The organism is Ruminococcus flavefaciens ND2009 (assembly GCF_000621785.1).
In the GTDB taxonomy this organism is placed as follows: Bacteria; Bacillota; Clostridia; order Oscillospirales; family Ruminococcaceae; genus Ruminococcus; species Ruminococcus flavefaciens_C.
Genome location: NZ_KK211347.1, coordinates 1 through 19,267, shown reverse-complemented (window position 1 = coordinate 19,267; position 19,267 = coordinate 1). Strand labels below are relative to the sequence as shown.

The window sequence follows — 19,267 nt, the reverse complement described above, 5'->3', positions numbered from 1 at the left end:
CTCCTTAATGAATTCCTTTAGCAAATATTTCAAAAATAATATTTCCAACGGAATCTAAGTTTCCAAAAATACGCCAATCACCAAATTTACGCAATACTTTTATTTCATAATAATACTTTGTCCCTCCAACCTCAACACCATTTGGTATATATTTTATGCCTTGTTCATTTTCAGGTCCAACAATTCCTTTTTTCATTGCCCTTATAAATTTATCAACACCTTCTTTTCCAAATCTATTACGTACTTTATTATAAACGTCATGCTTTATCCATTTATTCCTTTGTTGCGAATTTGTTTTTTCTTCACCTTTTGCATTATGTTCTTGCTTTTCATTAGACTTAGAACTATCACCATTCTTATTCTTCTTATTTTTGTTATTTTTCGGATCAGGCGAAGCAGCACCAGTACCTGATGTTATCTCAGAACTTACTTCGTCATTTGCATCCGCAGATGTCAAAATACCACTTGCGATATGCGTGACAAATACATCATCTATTTGGAAGATATACTTTGGTACAAAATAACTATTAGCAGCAAATGAACTTCTGATGTTTTTATACACGTTCATTGCCCATGTACTATTGGAAGCAATTGCTGCCGCAATAAACGTTGCTCCAAGTACTGCCACCTGTGTACCTGTTAAAGTTGCATATCCGCTCGGATCACTATTCATCACAGGATTTGCATTCGCATACAAATATTTGTGAAGTGATGTCGGGTCAAATATGCTTCCCTGATAGGTGTCCATGGTGGTGAATGTACCCGTTGACGGGTTCATATACCTCGCGCGGAGATAATAAAGTCCTGTTGCGCTGTCAAGCTGCTCGCCGCAGTAGAGATAGCTGTTTTCGGTGGTGCCTGTCTTATCAAGAAGCTCGCCCCATGCGTCGTAGTTGTAGGTGTCTGTAACTGCTCCCGTTTCATCGGAAAGTCCTCTTACAGAACCGTGTCCGTCATAGAGATATGTGGATACTGCGCCGTTTCTCTCCTGCGAGATAAGGTCTGCACCTATGGTATACCAGCACTTCTCATTGCCGTCTGCATCAAGCTCTGCAAGGACCTGCGTAAGACTTCCGCTTACATCATTCAGATAGTAGGTATAGTCATTCTCAGACTTCTTTACCGTTCTGTTTCCGGCATAGTCATACTCATATTCCTCTACGGAAACGCTGTTGCCCTCCTGAACTGTTGCACGGATCATATTGTTCTCTGCATTGTATGCATACAGAACAGACTTTGAATCAGATGTTACCGAAATAAGATTTCCTGCGTCATCATACTGATATGAAGTGCCGTTTTCGGAAGTGAGCTGGTTGAGCGCATTGTAGGTATATGTGGTCTCTGCGCTGTTTCTGATCTTTGTGATACGGTTGCTTACGCTGTCGTATGCGTAGGTGTATTCGTCAGTCTCGACGCCTGCTGTTATCTTTTCGCCTGTCAGGCGGTAAAGCTTGTCGTAGGTGTACTCGACTGTCCTGTCAGTTTCCTCAGCCTTGAGCCGCTCACCTGCAGCACCGAGGGTATACTCATATTGTGCCACAAGTCCGCCCTGTTTGTCAAGTGCTTTTTCACAGATAAGTCGGTTGAGCTCGTCATAATTGTAGGTTACTACAATTCCATTGGCATATTTTACTGTTGACCTGTTGCCATTTTCATCATACTCGTAAAGAGTTGCATAACCGTTCCTGTCTACGACCCTGACAAGCCTGTCAAGCTTATCGTATTCATATGAGGTGGAGCCCAGTGCAGTGTTTATGCTTGAAAGTCTGCCTGCACCGTCATAGTTATACGATACATAGTTTCCGTCGGGATATTCCACCTTGCTGAGGCCGTCCATTTCATCGTAGGTGTAGCGTGTTGTGCCGCTTCCGTCTGTTACTGCTGCAAGCTTTCCGTCAGCGGTATAAGTGAATGAAACTGTTCCGTCAGCGGTCTCCTTTGAGATAAGTCTGTCATACTCATCGTATGAATAAGTTGTGAGTTTTCCGCCGAAGTCGGTAGATGTAAGGATATTACCGCATATATCATAGGTTGCCTCTGCTGTCTTGCCGAGAGCATTTGTGGTCCTGATGACTCTTCCGAGTTCATCGTAGGTGTAGCTTGTTGAATGATCATTTGCATCTGTTACCCTGATAAGATTGCCGACCTCATCATAGGTGTAGCTCGTGGTATTGCCGAGAGCATCTGTTACACCTGTAAGACGGTCTGCACCGTCGTATGTATAGGCGGTGGTATAGCCGTGCTGATCTGTTCTGGACGTCACGCGGCCTCTTGCATCATATGATGTCAATACTGTCGAATGATCGGGAAATTCTGTAGATATCCTGTTACCATTGTCATCATAAGTATAGATATATGTATTTCCCTTTGCATCAGTCATGCTCTCAAGCTGTGAATGACTGTTATAAGTAAATTCTGTACGATTATTAAGTGCATCAACTATAGCAGTGTTTCTTCCTATCCTGTCATACTCATACTTTGTCTCGCCGCCGCTGGCGCTGACAGTTGATATCAGTTCATAATTCTTATTGTAGGTATATGTTACAGCCGCACCGTTCGGATAGGTCTTGGAAAGAAGATTTCCGACATTATCATACTCCATTGTAACAGTTCTTCCAAGCCTGTCAGTTGCAGTCAGGTTGTTTCCCTCCTTATCATATGTGAATGATTCAGAGGTTCCGTCAGCATAAATGATCTCTGTAAGATTTCCAAGATTATCATACTCATATGATGTCCGTCTTCCCTTTTCATCTGTAGCAAGAGCCACCTTGCCCATGCTGTTGTATTCGGTGGAAGTGATGTTTCCGCTGCTGTCGATTATCTGTACAAGGTTGTTGTTTTCATCATACACATAATGCTCGGTCACTGTTTTTTGAGCACCATCTGAAGTATACTTCAGAGTTTTTGAAATACAGTTGCCGCTGCTGTCATATTCAAACTCAGCTGTATGATTTGCACCGTCTGTTACTGTTTTTGCATTGCCGTTGCTGTCATAGCTTATGATCATATAGGTGCCGATCTCATCTGTAACAGATGTAAGTTCACCCTTGCTGTCGTAAGAATAGCTGATGACATTTCCAATCGCATCTTCTGTTGAGGTAGTGTTGCCCTTATCATCATAATTGACCTTTATGATATCTATGCCCATTGCATTTATTGATGTTACAGCTCCTCTGGTATCATACTCGTTTGTTACAGTATTTCCTTCGGCATCTGTTAACTGGCAAAGATTGCCTGTTTTATCATAGACATAGCTTGTCACATTGCCCATTGCGTCGGTTTTTGATTTCAGATATCCGTTAATATCATAAGTGTTTTTTACAGTGTTGCCCATTGGGTCTGTCTGCGAAAGGATATTACCGTTCTTGTCATAAACATATCTGGTAACTCCACCGTTTCTGTCGGTGACAGTTTCCTCTCGTCCTTCAATATCATGATCGTAGATGATAACATTGTTATTAGCATCTATAGTTTTGATAAGCCTTCCGTTATCATCGTAGATGTTTCTCGAAACGACCACATTATCAGAATTGATAACAGCTGTAAGATAATGATCATCATACTCGAATGAAGTTACATTTCCTGAAATGTCTGTTGCCTTTACAAGATCGCCATTTTTGTCATACTCATAAGAAACTGTCTTTTCATCAGATGACCTTACGCTTGTTATGCGTCCGGCACTGTCACGCTCGATAGTCAGTGCGCTGTTTGAACCGCTTATGCCGTTCTCATCAAATGTTACGCTGTTACCATAATTATCGGTGATGGAGCGAACTCCGTTAGTTTTATTGATCTCATATTTTACTCCGTCAGCAGCGGTAATTATCCAGTCGGAAGGATCAAATTCCACAGCCTTGTCTTCGTTATAGATCATATTGTCCTGACAGGTCCAGTAGCCGTCTGCGTCAGGTGTGGTAAGCTTTGATGTTGCTCCGCCTAAAGCTTCGAATACAGGAGTAATATGCTTTCCGAATCCGTCCTTTCTTATCTCGGCTGTCATTCGGAACTTTTCTGTTCTTCCATTATCCCAGTTAACGGTTATGATATGCTCTCTCAGAGCCTGAACTCCCTGATCGCCTGTCATGCCGGTCTTCTGCCAGCCAATATACAGCGGACCATTGGTATTGATGGTTATATTCTTTGCAGACTGATCCCAGCCATATCCGAAATCTCCGCTAATATTTCTGTCACGGCTGTCATAGGTTCGGATAAGCGAGAGTGGGATACCGCTTGTGCGGACATTCATATCCTCAAAACTCAGTGAGAAGTTGCCTATCTTCATCTGACCTTCTACAGAAACAAAGGTCTCCGCCTTTACTACTCTGTCATCGGAACCATACACCCTCAATCTGAGTTTGTATATTCCGTTTCTTAGCATAGTTGTATCGAATTCGCCAAGAGAATGGACGTTTACCTTTGAGGAGCTTTCCTTGATAATAGTATAGGCACCGCCTTCTGCCGGCTGATAATCAAGTATGTATTTACTAAATTCAGTACCGCCTGCACTTCCTATCACAAATGTAGGACACGAAACCTTATCATTCTCAACAGGAGATATGATCTGAGCTGTAAGCTCATCCGGATCAATATCATCACCTCCGCCGACCGATATGGAGCTTCCTCCTGAGCCGCCGTTCTCAACGACATAGAAGCTGAGTATATAGGTGCGAAGATTATCAAAGTTGTCCCAAACCCTTATTACCAGAGTATGCGGATCCATGTCAAGCTTACCGAGAAATACCTGCCCGTTTTCATCAACGGGTATCTCATTTCCGTCAAAAACGGTCATTATTCTTTTTATACCCGAGATATCCTCAGCAGATATAGTTACGATAACATCATCATCGTCCTGTATACCGTTTTCCTTGTTAAGCGAAACATTTACTGTTGGCTTATCCTTTTCGTATACCAATACGGTATTCGGAACAGTCAGCAGTTCTCCATCGGTCGTTTTGGCTGTGAGAACAAATTCGTTTTCAAACAGCTTGTCACCGTGGAAAATATAAGTGAGATCATCTGACAGAGTTATTTTCTTACCGTTAAGTGTTACATTGATAGTTGTTTTATCAATATCATCTGATGCCGCAACTTTATATACGGCACTGTCGCCATACTTTACGAGACCGTCGATGACAGCACAGAGCTTTTCATCTGTATCCTGCTCTTTTTCAGAAACAACTATCATCCTGCTTGTGGTCGAAGTCAGACCTCTTGCATCCTCAGCTGTAAATGTAAATATATACTCTCCTGTCCTCAGATCGTTAAGCTCAAACTCATTATTATTGACAGAAAGAGGTCTATCGTTTACTGTTGCAGTAACAGTGACTATCTCAGTCTGCCCCTGCACAGTCAAAAGTCCCCTCAGGGAGTCTCCCTCTTTATATCCATCCTTGTCAAATGCGATGGCAATTGAAGGTGCGAGTTCAGGATTGATGTTTACTGTGAAGATAACTCCATCATTGTTTCCTGCCTCATCATATGCTCTCGCAATGATCACATAGGTCCTGAGTTCGGCATTTTTTATAGTGTATGTGTTGTTCTCGGAAAGAGTGACATCTTTGCCGTCGATCGAAACCTCTGTCTTAACAACACCGATGTTGTCTGTAGCCTCCACAGTAAAGCTGATATCATCATTTTCAAAGTAAGTATCCTTATCGGGGATTATTTTCACAACAGGATCGATCGTATCAGGCTCTATCGCCGTGATCGTCAGTGCTGCATCGCGAGGATTTCCCGAAGGATCGGTAGCTAAAGCCTTTACATCATAGGTACCTGCCGATTCGGGGGTGAATACGAAGGTACCATCCTCAGAAAGAGGCACCTCTTTTCCGTTGATGGTAAGGACTATCGAAACCTGACCGCTGTTATCGGTCGCAGTAACTTTAATAAGATCATCCGAGCCGACATATACTACTTTTTTCTCGATCTCCAGAACAACAGCAGGTGACATAATATCCTTTGCTATAAACTTTTCTGAAGCGGTACCCTTATTTCCTGCCTCATCATAGGCATTGGCTGTAACGATGTACTCGCCCCATTTCAGATCACTGACCGTGTATTTTCCGCTGCTGTCGGGCTGTATCTCTATTCCATTTAGGAGTACGGTCAGCTGCTCAACTCCGATATTATCCGCTGCTGATACAGTAATTACCGCAGTATCACCTTCGATATATTTTTCCTTGTCAAAGCTTATGGAAACAACGGGCTTTTCATTATCTGCTTCAACAACTCTTATCTTTGCGGAGACATTGAGCTTTTTACCGTTTACGGTGATACCTTCAGCTGCAAGAACATATTCCTTTTCAGCAGATGTATCTATCGGTAAGATACCGTCATCAGGAACAGTAACAGGTTCACCGTTCAGAGTATAGCTGAGTTCACTTATCTTCTCGGCACCTGCTACAGATACAATGAAGTATGCCTGTTCGTCAACAGCCGCCTCATCAACAGAAGGCATAATATTTACGGCTGCTGCCTCACCGTCAACTGTGATACTTAAAGTTTTTACATCCGATCTTCCCGACCAGTCATATGCTCTTACAACGATCTCATATACGCCGTCATCGTCAGGCATTGTAAGCGTAAAGCTGCCGTCATCCGCAGGATCAGCTGCACAGCTGTCATTGAATATAACAGAATACCACGCTATATCTGCGCCGTTGAGTTCGGTTATTTTGCCGTTTACCCTTTCGCCTCTGTCTGCAAACTGCGGAAGTGAAACACTTATCTCGGGAGCAGCCTGCTGATCGGGATCAATGTCCTCAAAGCTGTCTGCAGGCTCACACACTATAGTTTTTGCACACTGTACTGTGTTTTCACCGTCGCTGACAATACAGTTTATTTCATAACTTCCGTTAACAGAACAGATAACTGACGCAAATACTCCGGTATTATTAGTGAAGCTTACATTTTCATCATCACAGCTCCATGTAACTGTTATGTCAGAAGCCATGCAGTCGTCTGACACAGAAGCTCTCAATCTCATAGGCGAATTGACTGTTGTCCTTTCCTTTGAAATGATATCAGCTTCTGGCTCGCTGTTTATCATTTCCTCATGAGCCGCCTCGGAAGAAGCAATAGTGATATCATAGAGCTCTGGAGAATTTCCGTCAGATGAAACAGTCATATCCACGCTGAGCTTTGCATAACGTCCGCTGATACCGCTGAAGGGCTGGTCATTCATGACCTTTACAGGCTCGGAGAAATTCTTTCCGTCTTCACTGGCAGAAACGTAGACCGTGATATTTCCGTCGCCGTATCTTTTGCCGTTCCAGCTGATATTGTTCCAGTCTGCATTTACACGCTTACTGTCAAAAACAGCAGTCCAGTTTCCGCTTTCCTTATATCTGCTTACGGGAACAGACACATCATCGGCGTATACAACATTGGCTTTCCCGTTACGGTCATAGTATACACAGAGAGTATCTCCGAGAATATCCGCAGATCCGTCTGTATCGGAAGATACCGTAACAGGGATACTTATCTCCTTCTTGTCATCCTGTGACAGTCTGCCAACATTCCATTCCAGTGAAACACTGCCGTCTTCGTTTTCCATTACTGAAGACGGAACGGGCTTGATTGCTGAGATGTCAACAGAAGCTGCGTCCCTTACTGTAGTTCTGAATACGGTTTTCTTATATGCAGTATCAAATACCTCTGAGGCAAACGAAGACATTATCTTGATCATATCATCGTCATTGGCAGTATTTTTGAAGACACCATTACTGTTAACAGCAAGTTTCTGCATGAAAGGTGTGCTGCTGCCTGTGTTCAGAGTAAATATCCTGATATTTCTCTGATCTGCCTGTGCTGCAAGATTCAGTGCCATTTCCTCATCGCTGCATTCGCCGTCTGACAGCAGGATGATGTATTTCTTGTGAGCATCATCGCTCTGATCCTCAAATATGTCAAGAGCACTATCCAGCCCAAGACAATTACTTGTTCCGTCGGAGGCCGAAAAGCTGTCAACAGAGCTGACAAGCAGTTCCTTATCAGATGTCAGTGTCTGTAAAACAGCCGAACTATCCGAGCCGGAGACTATGGCACAGCGGTCATCTGACTTCATTCCTGTGATAATCTTCTTGCAGGAAGCCTTGAACTTCTCCATTCGTTCTCCCTGCATTTTACCTGAATTGCCGATGACCATAACAATGTCAACAGGCTCGGAATCTGCAGAAGCTTCGCCGTAAGTGCTGAGACTGTATTTAACTTTTACAGTATCTCCGATGCCTGAAACAAATTTCTTATCAGCGGAATAGGTCACCTTTACACCGTTTCCGTTTTCGGTAATGCCATATTCCTTATCCTCAGCGGCAGAAACCTCTCCGTCATTTGCATCAAGTGTTAACTGGTCCGAAACAGAAATGCCAAGTCCGCTGAACTCTCCTTCACAGAAATCATCGTTAGTTGTATATGTCTTGACAACACGCCTTGGTTCAAGCAGATCAAAATTATCTCCGTTGACAGTAAGTTTGCTTCCACTGTAGGCAATGCTGTCAGCCCATATAAATCCGTTAAGAACCGTTTCATATGAGCTTATTGAGACCTTACCGTGAGGAGCATATATTCCTCCGTTCAGATCGATATTCGTACCCTTGATTATGACGTTTCCGTTCCTTGAGTAAAGGAAAACTCTTCCGTCGGTCTCAAATGTATCTACATTATATGTGATATCACCGTCGGCGATTATGTAGCAGTCACCTTCAAAAGAAGTTCCGCTGATAACAATATCCCCCGAAGCCTTTACAGATTTGTCGATGATATTTTTATCTTCGAGATAGGCAGTACTCTCCGCGAAATAGTCATAGGGCTGTGCACTGGTATGCAGAAGCTTATCATAGTCAATAATGCTGACAGGTTCCACATTTTCATTTTTCTCTTCAACATACATATCCCAACCGTATATTCTGACCTCTCCTACAGCATCTGCGCGGCCGTTCAGAGAAAAATTCGAGCCGCTGCACTGAAGCGTTGAGCCTGTATAAACATTACCGTTAATGCTGCTTCCACTAACGTAAAGTCCTAGATCAACGGTATCGCTTGCAGAGTACAGCGCATAATGCTTCATCTTGTTTTCAACAGTGATAGGAGACTCCTCTTCCTCCCACTCGCAGATAAAGCCGCAGTTTTCATTAGAGTAATCGCCATATCCACTTGTTTCTTCATATGTGTTATTCCATGTTCCTATATTTCCGAACGCTTTATACATATGTACATAGTTTTCATCAGTACTGTTTGGTTCACCAATGTCCCAATTGGAATAAACATAATCCTCACCTGTTACCCAGTTCCAGTCGTTGGCATAAGAATCTCTTGAAAGGCCGATAAAATATGTTTTTTTAGTACCGTGAGGAAATAACTCACTGATAATGAACTGCTGTTCTTCTTCCGATGTAATAGTTACCAGATGACCTCCAAGGTCTTCACAATACTTCTCGGCGCCTGACCAGCTCTTTGATATGTCAATGAGCTGATATCTGTGTCCGTTCAGGCTAAACTCTTCCTGTACTATTGTTTCGTTATCATCCTCCGCAAAAGTGTCTAAAGGGAGCACATTGCAGAAATTGGCAAGGATCGCAAGGCTCAGAGAAACGCTAAGTATCCTCCTGCCTGCTTTTCTTTTTGAATTCATTTTTCCACTCCTTGTAAAGAAAATGCTGTGATCGTTATAACATAGATGCCGAAAAAAACGCGGGATACCAAACTGATTCGGAGATTTATACCGTAAAACAGCAGGCACACTCCGCACTTTCAGCTTTAATAATGTCACTTACTCCAATTGAAAAAGGCATGTGAAAGCTTATATAACACATATTTAATATTCAATTGAAGTTTTTTGATACATCGATTTTATACTGTATTTATTAAGATAGTATACTGATCCTTCCTTTCATAATTATGGTTTGGTTTTCTGTAGATTGTATCCCACTCCTTTAAGATAAAATAAAAAACAATACCTTGAAAACGAAAGAGCGAAACGAGCAGCAAAAATAATAGTGAGAAAAAGGTGATGATATTACTGTGAATGAATAGAGGTATTGTTTATATCCTGCAAATGCAGCGGGTATATTATAACATATCGTATAGTCACAAATCAACGCATTAGCGTGAAATGACATTTTTTTGCGTGAAATGCTTCTATTATTCATAAATTCTTAATTAAGTAGATTGAGATAACTCATTACTAAATAATAAAAGTCGATACCTTTATATTAGTATCGACTTTTATCCTATTCGGTTTGCTTTTAACCTTCTGCGTTAAGAATATCTTACATCAGAAAGGTTTTTCCCCCATAATTACGCGTAAACTTCTATATAAGCACCGCCCTGGTGTCGGGGTTTTTCTGACGATTAGCATTTTATACAAATTCCTGTCCTGCATATTGTTACAGTTAACGATTATTGTTGCCAAACAGTTAATAATCAACTCTGTGCTTGCCGTTTGCCGCGATATAGTGATAAAATATTCATATCAGAGCCATTTCCGGCTCATTATAATGACATAAGGAGAGTTCATAATGAAAGCAAGAATATTGTCGATAGCATTATCAGCGCTTATCTCAGCAGCCTGCCTCAGTCCCGCAGCTGACAGCCTTTCTGCGGAAGCTGTATCAAGGTGGGCGGTCGAAGGCGGATATACAGAGTACAGCGATCATAATGACGGCGAATACGGACTGGATTACTACATTTACCCCGACCACGCAGTTTTGGTACAGGCGACCTGGGACTGGTCAGGTATCATCATACCCGAGACTGTCAACGGCGTCCCCGTAACTGCCATAGCCGATGAGGCTTTTATGGGTCAGACATCTTCGTACATAGAGATACCCTCAACAGTTACCGACCTTGGAAACTCCCTCAGCGCACTGGCAACGACTCTTACTCTGGAGGTAGATCCCGGAAACAAGAGCTATATCAACACCGGCGACGCGGTCTATACCTCCGATATGAAGGAGCTCATAAGGTGCTCATCATTCTATGAGGGAAAGGAATTCACGATCCCCGATACCGTTGAAAAAATAGACTCTAAAGCCTTTTACGGCATAGAGAGCATAGAGAAGATAAATATCCCCGCCTCTGTCATTGAGATAGGAGACTCCGCATTCAGCGGCTGTAAAAATCTTCAGAGCATCGAGGTAGACGGTGACAACAAGTACTACAGCAGTGGGGACGGCGTTCTGTTCAATAAGTGCATGGATATTCTTTATCTGTACCCCTGCGCTGACCCGGACACCTCCTATACTATCCCCGACAGTGTAAAAGAGATATACGACGAAGCATTTTCCTTCTGCGACAACCTTGAAACAGTAAGCTTCGGAAGCTCTGTGGAGGTCATAGGATACTCCGCTTTTTCTGCCTGTGACAAGCTCAATAACATAGTGCTTCCCGACAGCCTTGAAGAGATAAAGGATTTCGCTTTTTTAAACTGTCCGAGCCTTTCGCAGATAGCTTTTTCGGGCAGCATAGAAAAAATGGGAAGAGAAGCTATGCGCAATACTCCATGGCTCGATGAACAGCCTGACGGTATCATCTACGCGGGAAGCGTACTCTACAGAGTAAAGGGAAAGCTGCCTGAGAACTCCGCGGTAAAGGTAAAGGAGGGCACCCTCAGCATATGTAACAGTGCCTTCTGCACCGAAAGCGACGAAAACGGTGCTGGCACAGGGGATAAGAACCTGGTGTCTGTGACCCTGCCCAATGGCATAAGGAATATAGGCTCATACGCTTTCTGCGGATGCAGTAATCTTAAAGAGATAAACCTCCCCGACAGTATCAGGTATCTGGGCTACAGCACCTTTGAAGGCTGTTCTTCACTTGAAAATGTGCATATCCCGACGCTGCTTGACTTTATCAATGATTCAGTGTTCGCCTCATGCAGTTCCCTTAAAGAGGTAGTTATCCCCAAAAATATAGATTTTGTCCACGGAGGCGCCTTCGCCAACTGTACATCTCTCAAGTCTCTTACCGTAGAGGGAGAATACTGCTATCTTGACGATCCCTTCGGTATGCAGGAAAACCACAGCGATAGCGGCAACACAGATTTCAGCGGAACTATTTACGGTCCCGGTCAATCGGCTGTTGAAGGATTTGCAGCCAAGCATGGCTATAATTTCGCAGTCCTTGACAGTACAGGCAACACTCCGGTCAAGACCGCTTCAGACGGTATCTGGAGCTGGGACGAGTACAGCGACCATGCTGAGATATGCGGTTATCAGGACGATTCCGAGGTGCTCGATATTCCCGCTGAATTAAACGGTCTGCCTGTTACAGCCATTTCCCTTTCGTTCTGTATGGAGTCTCCCGGACATATTACAGGTCTGAAGATCCCCGCAGGACTTACTGACATCGGCAATCTGCCTTTCTATCTGGAGCGGCTCAAAGACGCAGAGATAGACGAGAACAACAAGAGCTTCGTCCTGGAAAACGGTGCTCTCTATACTGCCGATAAGTCCGTTCTCATCAAGTGTCTGACCGATAAGGTAAAGGGAGAGTTCATAGTGCCTGCCCCTGTGAATATCATATCGAACCACGCCTTTGCAAACTGCACGGAGCTCACTGCGATCGGACTTAACGCATCAGTAACCGACTTCCCCAACGATTTGACGAACTGCTCCTCTCTTGAAGCTGTCAATGTATCAAAAAGGAACGAAAGATATGTCAGCAGGGACGGTGTGCTCTTTAATAATTTTGGAAACGAACTTGTCATCTATCCACGCAACCGCGAGGGAAACAGCTATTCAGTCCCCAACGGTACCGAGGAGATCCGCGATATGGCATTCTATGACTGTGATAAGCTTGAGAACATTGAGCTTCCCGAAACTCTGGATACCATATCATATAATGCCTTCAGGAACTGCGATAAGCTCGATAATATCGTTATCCCCGCAAAGGTAAGTACAATAGATGACCGCGCATTCAAAAACTGCAAGAGCCTTGAGAACATCACTTTCTCAGATAATATCACCTACTTCGGCACAGATGTAATGACAGGCACTCCATGGCTTGAAGCACAGCCCGACGGTCCTGTTTACTGCGGCTCGGCTCTTTATACAATAAAGGGCGATACAGCAGAGGTCACCGTAAAGGACGGCACAAAGTGCATAGCCGATCACTGCTTCGTTTCAGCTGAAACAGACGAGAATGATGTCACCTACATAGATATAAACAAAACGCTTAAAACCGTTTCTCTCCCCGACAGTATACAGAGATTTGGCTATATGACATTCGAAAACTGCGAAGCTCTCACAACTGTAAATATCCCGAAAAATCTTAAAAAGTCAGCTTACTGCACCTTCTCGGGCTGCAGCTCCCTCAAGAACATCATATTGTCAGATGCTGACCGCGAAATAGGCGACCACGAGTATGAATACTGCGATTCACTGACAGATGTTGTCATTCCCGAAAACATAAGCTCCATCGGCTCATATGCTTTTGCAGGCTGTGCTTCTCTCAGCTCTGTTACTATCAAAAACCCCGACTGTGAGATCTGCCTTTCCCCCGCTACTATCAGCAACTACGCACAGTACGGCGGCAACGATGAAGAAAAAGCCTCATTCAGCGGGACCATATACGGCTATGACGGCTCCACTGCCGAAAAATACGCCAAGGAATACGGATATAAATTCAGCTCTCTCGGCAAGACCCTGCCTAAGGGAGACGTCAACGATGACGGCCGTATAAACGCCGTTGACGCTTCCTCAGTTCTGTACTACTACGCTATGACTTCAACAAGCCGTGACGGCGGATTTACCGATGTCCAGAAGCTGGCAGCTGAAGTGAACCGCGACGGCACCATAAATGCGGTGGACGCTTCCTGTATCCTCGCATACTACGCCTACACCTCAACTACAGAGTTTGAACTCTTGTCCCTGGATAGCTTCATCAGCCGGATGAACTGACCTGTAATAAATAAAAAACCTTCCTGAACACTTAGTTTCAGGAAGGTTTTTTTATATCAGCTCTCTATTCTCTTATTCCGGATTTCCGAGAGCTTATTACAAGGTGCATATCATGATCACGCTGTATGCAAACAGTATCACAGCGAGATCAAAACATATATGAAACAGAGCATCTGTTATGCAATGCTTAATAGGGTCACACAAATTTGGGATAGACTCGATCAAAACTTGCTTACGATGATCTCCGCAACCTCATCAGCACGTGATTTGTGGAAATAATGATCTGCATTATCAATAAGATGCATGGTTATGGTCTCTCTGAACCTCTTTTGCCATTCTTTTCTTACAGCTTCAGCATTTGGCGTATATGGATCTGCCTCACTGACAATAATTGAACCTGCATTATTTATTGGCTCAGTATATTTAGTACAATCCTCTCCGTACTTTTCAACATCAGATCTGAATTTCCTTAAGAAATCCGTTATTTCTTCATCAGTCAATTCACCAAACTGCGCACCTGCTTTTACCAGCATCATTTTTAAAACCTTGTCACTCATTGCATTATAGGGATTAATTGTTTTTCCAAATATTTTCTTGACCTTACCAGGAGCGGTTGCAGCAATTATAACATGCTTGACTTTACTGATATTCGGCAGATTAGCACACGTTTTTACAAGCATACCTGCGCCTGCACAGTGGCTGTAGAAAACAGTATTCTCAGATTCATCAACTATCCTGCTGATCTCATTCATGATATCTGCAAGCTGCTCTTCTTCACAGTTACAGGATCTGAGAGCATATACACTTATTTCATCATTACGCTTGGTGACCTCAGCTGTCAACTGTATAAATGACGCTTCATCTCCTCCTCCGAACGGGAAGCAGATAAGTGAGTTTTTCTTCTTTTTGTCGGAAATAAGTGTAAGATAGTTAACCTCACTGCTGTTATCGGATTTGCTCTCAAGCTTAACCGCTATTTTTTCAGCTGTTTTTTCACTTATTATATCTCCGACCGCAACATCATATTTCAATGCCTTGAGCTTTGATGTTATTCTTACTGCCTTGATTGAATCTCCTCCGAGCTCAAAGAAGTTATCCTTGACTCCGACCTTTTCAATGTTAAGTATTTCGCTGAATATCCTGCATATATTCTCTTCCGTTTCATTGGAAGGTGCAACATATTCCCTTATTGTCCTTGTTTCAATTTCAGGCAGTGCTCTTTTATTGAGTTTTCCGTTCCCGGTTACAGGGATCGTTTCGATCTGCTGCATATAGGAAGGGATCATGTATTCAGGCATAACATCGTTAAGACTGTCTCTAACTTCTGATACGCTTTTCTCGGTATCGCTCGTATAATAAGCGTAAATTGCCTTATTGCCTGTACTGTCTTCCTTTGCTATTACCGCACAGTCCTTAATACCGGGGATTTCTCTGATCCTTGATTCGATCTCTCCAAGCTCGATCCTGAAACCTCTTATCTTGACCTGCTCATCTATTCTTCCAAGATAATCGATATTACCGTCAGGAAGCCATCTTGCAAGATCGCCTGTTCTGTACATTTTTCCATATCCAAACGGATTATCCACAAACTTCTCATTTGTAAGCTCAGGTCTGTTCATATAACCGGCTGCAAGTCCGACACCTGTAATACAGAGTTCTCCCGGGATACCTATACCACAGAGCTTGTTTTTATCAAGAATATACAGCTTGGTATTGTAAATTGGCTTTCCTATCGGAACAGTATAAATATCATCACTGGTGCAATCATAATATGTAACATCAATGCTTGCCTCAGTAGGACCGTAAAGGTTTATAAGCTGCATTCCAAGATTATTACTCATAGAAATTGCATAGAACTGTTCAACATACTTATTCTTCAATGCCTCACCGCTTGAGAAAACATTTCTCAGGCTGTGAAGCTTGCCGATCATTCCATCAAAATCGAGTAAATATTCCTCAAACATTGCAAGCATTGACGGCACAAAATGCATTGTTGTGACCTTGTATGCCTCTATCGCATTACAGATCTGCTCAGGATCCTTTTCTCCGCCCGGATTTAATAATGCAACTCTGGCACCTGTCAAGCTCCACCAGATTATCTCCCAGACCGAAACATCAAATGTAAATGTTGTCTTCTGAAGAATGGTATCCCCTTGTGTGACAGGATATCTGCTGTTCATCCAGAAAATTCTGTTGATCAGACCTGTATGTCTGTTTGGAACGCCTTTGGGCTTTCCTGTTGTGCCTGATGTATAGATACAATAGATAAAGTCTTCAGGTTTATTAACAAGAACCGGATCCGCCTCTGATCCGACCCATGCGATTTCACTTGATAGGTCTATAACAGGTATTTGCTGATCGATAACTATTTTTTTATCTGTGTACTTAAGGAATGCCTTTGGCTTACAATCCTCAAGAATATATCTTATTCTCTCCTCAGGGTAAGAAGGATCTATGGGAACATAGGCTGCGCCTGACTTTATGATACCGTATATACCGCATATCATCTCTGTACTTCTTTCAGCTGCTATAGCTATGAAATCTCCGGGAGTTACTCCGAAATTTCTCAGCTTATTGGCGATTATATTGGCTCTTGCATTCAGCTGTGAATAGGTCAGAATTTGATTATTGAATATAACAGCTATACTGTCAGGAGTTCTTCTTACCTGTTCTTCAAACAATTCCACAATTGTTTTATTACTTGGGTAAATAGTATCTGTTGCATTAAAATCATCAAGGATAAGTGCCTTTTCTTTGTCTGTAACAGTTTCGATCTCACTGACCAGCTTATGCGGCTCAGCTGCTATCTCACGGCATACCTTTTCAATTCTTTCCTTAAGGATTTCAATCTCATCTTCGGAGTAAACATTAGGATCGTACATGATCTTGAACACAAGTTGACCATCAGACTCCATTGCACTTATAGTAACATCAAAGCTTGTCTGCTCACGGGCAAATCCTGAGCTTATACTATCATCATTCCCGGAATGACCTTCCTGATTATTATTCAGACCTGATAAGAAGTTCTCAAAAACAAATAAAACCTTGATGAGATCAGAACCCTGAGCTGTCATACTCTGAATATCTGACAGGGAGCAATAATCATAGTTCGTACTTTCTATCTCCTGCTTATGCTGCCTTTTGATCAGTTCCTCAAATGTCAGGCCGTCTTCCGCAGTGACCCTGACGGGAATAGTATTTATAAACAGGCCAACCATGTTTTCTATGCCTACTACAGGGGCATTTCTGCCTGAAACTACCTTTCCGAATACTACATCCTTGCTGCCGCTGTATGACTGAAGAAGAATTCCTACTACTGTTTCAGCTACTATGTTTACAGTACTTTCTGTTCTGTTTGCAAGCTTAGCAATTGCATCGGTAGTACCGGTATCTAATCTCAGATAGGATTCGATCATATGCTCGCTGCACGGTTCCGGATTCTGAGTTGATTTGATCGCGCAAACGCTGTCATAACCTTCAAGCAAGCCCTTCCAGTATTCCTTCGCATCTTCCTTATTCTTTGAATTGAGCCATTTTATATATTCACTGTAGGAGCCTTCGCTGTTTTCCTCTTCCTTTACCTTGTTCACCATCTCATCATACGTTTCTCCGTTGCAAAGCATAAGATAATATGAAAAAAACTTCTGAAAAATCGTGGATACGCACCATCCATCAATGATAATATGATGCATTGTAAATAAGATCCTGTTCTTATTCTCACCTAAGCGGATATGCTTTACTCTAAGAAGTGTATCTTCTTTCAGATCAAATCCTCTCTTCAGATCCTTTGATAAGTAATCAGCAAATAATTCCTCCTGCTGCTGATTACCAAGATCTGACCAATCCTGGTAATCATATTCCAATGTTCTTTCTTTTAAAACGACCTGACAATTTTGTTTTACGTTTTCGTATAAGAAGAATGTACGCAAAACAGAATATCTTAACGAAACAAGATCAAGAGTCTGCTTTACAAGATTGACATCAAGATCAAACTTTGTATCAAAAGAATTCTGAATAACATACTGTCCTGTTTCCTTTGACATAAGATTAAAAAACAACATACCTTCCTGCAAAGGGGTAAGTGTACATATATCCTTGATTTTATTATTTACAACTGCCATTTTAATACCTCCGGATAATTAGTCCAATAAAGAATTGATAAATGAGATATCTTCATCATCAAAGAAGTCTGCTGTCATATCGGATGATGTTGCCTCATTTTTAGTATTATTTGAAATGTAACAAGCAATTTCATTTACACATTCAGTGAATTCACGGGCAAGTTTATCAATAAAATTCTTTCCGAAGCATTTATCATTGCTCATTATAGAAAATGCTAATGCTCCATCTGTAATACTGCCATTCATAACGATCTTATCAGGCAGCTTGTTTTCTGCCGATACATCAGCACCTGTGCTGTATCCTCCGAAAAAGCTTGTCTTGCTGCCGCTGAAGTCGCCAAGATAGTTGAAGCAGATGTCAGGAACTTCTTCATGTTCAGTGAAGCCGTATCCCATTCCATTACTCGGAACACTTCTTAATGAATCCTTTGCTGAAATGATCGATGAATCATTATCATTTCCAACATCAACACTTACTGCATATATGTTGGTAAACCAGCCAACTGTTCGGTCTGTCAGAACAGATTCGTGAAGTTCTTCTCTGCCATGACCTTCAAGCTTTATCGCCAGTTTCTTTTGTCCGGTTATTCTTCCGACCGCTCTTGCAAGTGCTGCTATCAGGACTTCGTCGATCTTTGCTCCATACGCATTGCTGCTCTTTGTCAGGAGATGTTCGGTGGTTTCCTTACTAAATTCTGCTACTGCAAATCCTGTGCTTTCCTCTTCATGATTTCCGGCGATCTTTCCTTCGGATATTTCAGCATTGACCTTTTTCCAGTAGTCTTTATCCGCGTCTCCAAGCTTCGATCCGTATTCCTTCAGTTTCTTGCTCCACTCAATGAACGATACAGTTTTTTCAGGTAAGCTTACCTGTTCACCTGCCTTTATCTGACCTGCCGCTGTGTCAAAATCTTCTGCAAGTATTCTCCATGATACACCATCAACTGCAAGGTGGTGAATACAGAACATCATCTGCTTTGTTTCTCCAAGTTCATACACTGCTATCTTTACAAGCGGTCCGTTCTCAAGATCGATACTTCCCTGTATTTCTGTGCATTTGTTATGTACTGCAAGTTGCTTATCTGATTCGTTACTGAAATCAAATTCATAAAAATCAAAGAGTCTGCTTTCTGCTATGGGCAGTATCTCAAGTACATTATTTCTGTAAACCGCTCTCAGTATATCATGATGCTTTACAAGCTCTTCGATCGCCTGCTTTATGACAGCATTTTCTATTCCGTCCACAGG

At 42.5% G+C, this 19,267-nt stretch carries 4 protein-coding genes; 1 reads left to right on the top strand and 3 read right to left on the bottom strand.

Features of this window, described 5'->3' with window-relative positions:
• Nucleotides 1-4 precede the first annotated feature (4 nt).
• On the bottom strand, nt 5-9,631 hold the full coding sequence (locus T488_RS0110465) for an RHS repeat-associated core domain-containing protein (RefSeq protein ID WP_028520755.1): 9,627 nt from the start codon (nt 9,629-9,631) through the stop codon (nt 5-7).
• Nucleotides 9,632-10,517: 886 nt separating this feature from the next.
• Between T488_RS0110465 and T488_RS0110460 the strand changes: the two genes are divergently transcribed.
• Nucleotides 10,518-13,898 (top strand): leucine-rich repeat protein, encoded by a 3,381-nt coding sequence (locus T488_RS0110460; RefSeq protein WP_028520754.1) that lies wholly within the window; start codon nt 10,518-10,520, stop codon nt 13,896-13,898.
• A 221-nt stretch (nt 13,899-14,119) separates the two neighbouring features.
• Here the strand turns inward: T488_RS0110460 and T488_RS0110455 are convergent, their stop codons facing one another.
• Both T488_RS0110455 and T488_RS0110450 read right to left on the bottom strand, forming a co-directional pair.
• Nucleotides 14,120-18,019, bottom strand: coding sequence for a non-ribosomal peptide synthetase (locus T488_RS0110455; protein ID WP_028520753.1), 3,900 nt, complete (start codon nt 18,017-18,019; stop codon nt 14,120-14,122).
• Nucleotides 18,020-18,037: 18 nt separating this feature from the next.
• Nucleotides 18,038-19,267: condensation domain-containing protein (locus T488_RS0110450; protein WP_028520752.1), on the bottom strand; the 1,230-nt coding region annotated here is incomplete at its 5' end.

What these genes read in the sequence shown, in the direction of transcription:
- T488_RS0110460 (WP_028520754.1), top strand. Translation starts at nt 10,518, where the DNA reads ATGAAAGCAAGAATATTGTCGATAGCATTATCAGCGCTTATCTCAGCA.
- T488_RS0110455 (WP_028520753.1), bottom strand. Translation starts at nt 18,019, where the DNA reads ATGGCAGTTGTAAATAATAAAATCAAGGATATATGTACACTTACCCCT.
- T488_RS0110465 (WP_028520755.1), bottom strand. Translation starts at nt 9,631, where the DNA reads ATGAATTCAAAAAGAAAAGCAGGCAGGAGGATACTTAGCGTTTCTCTG.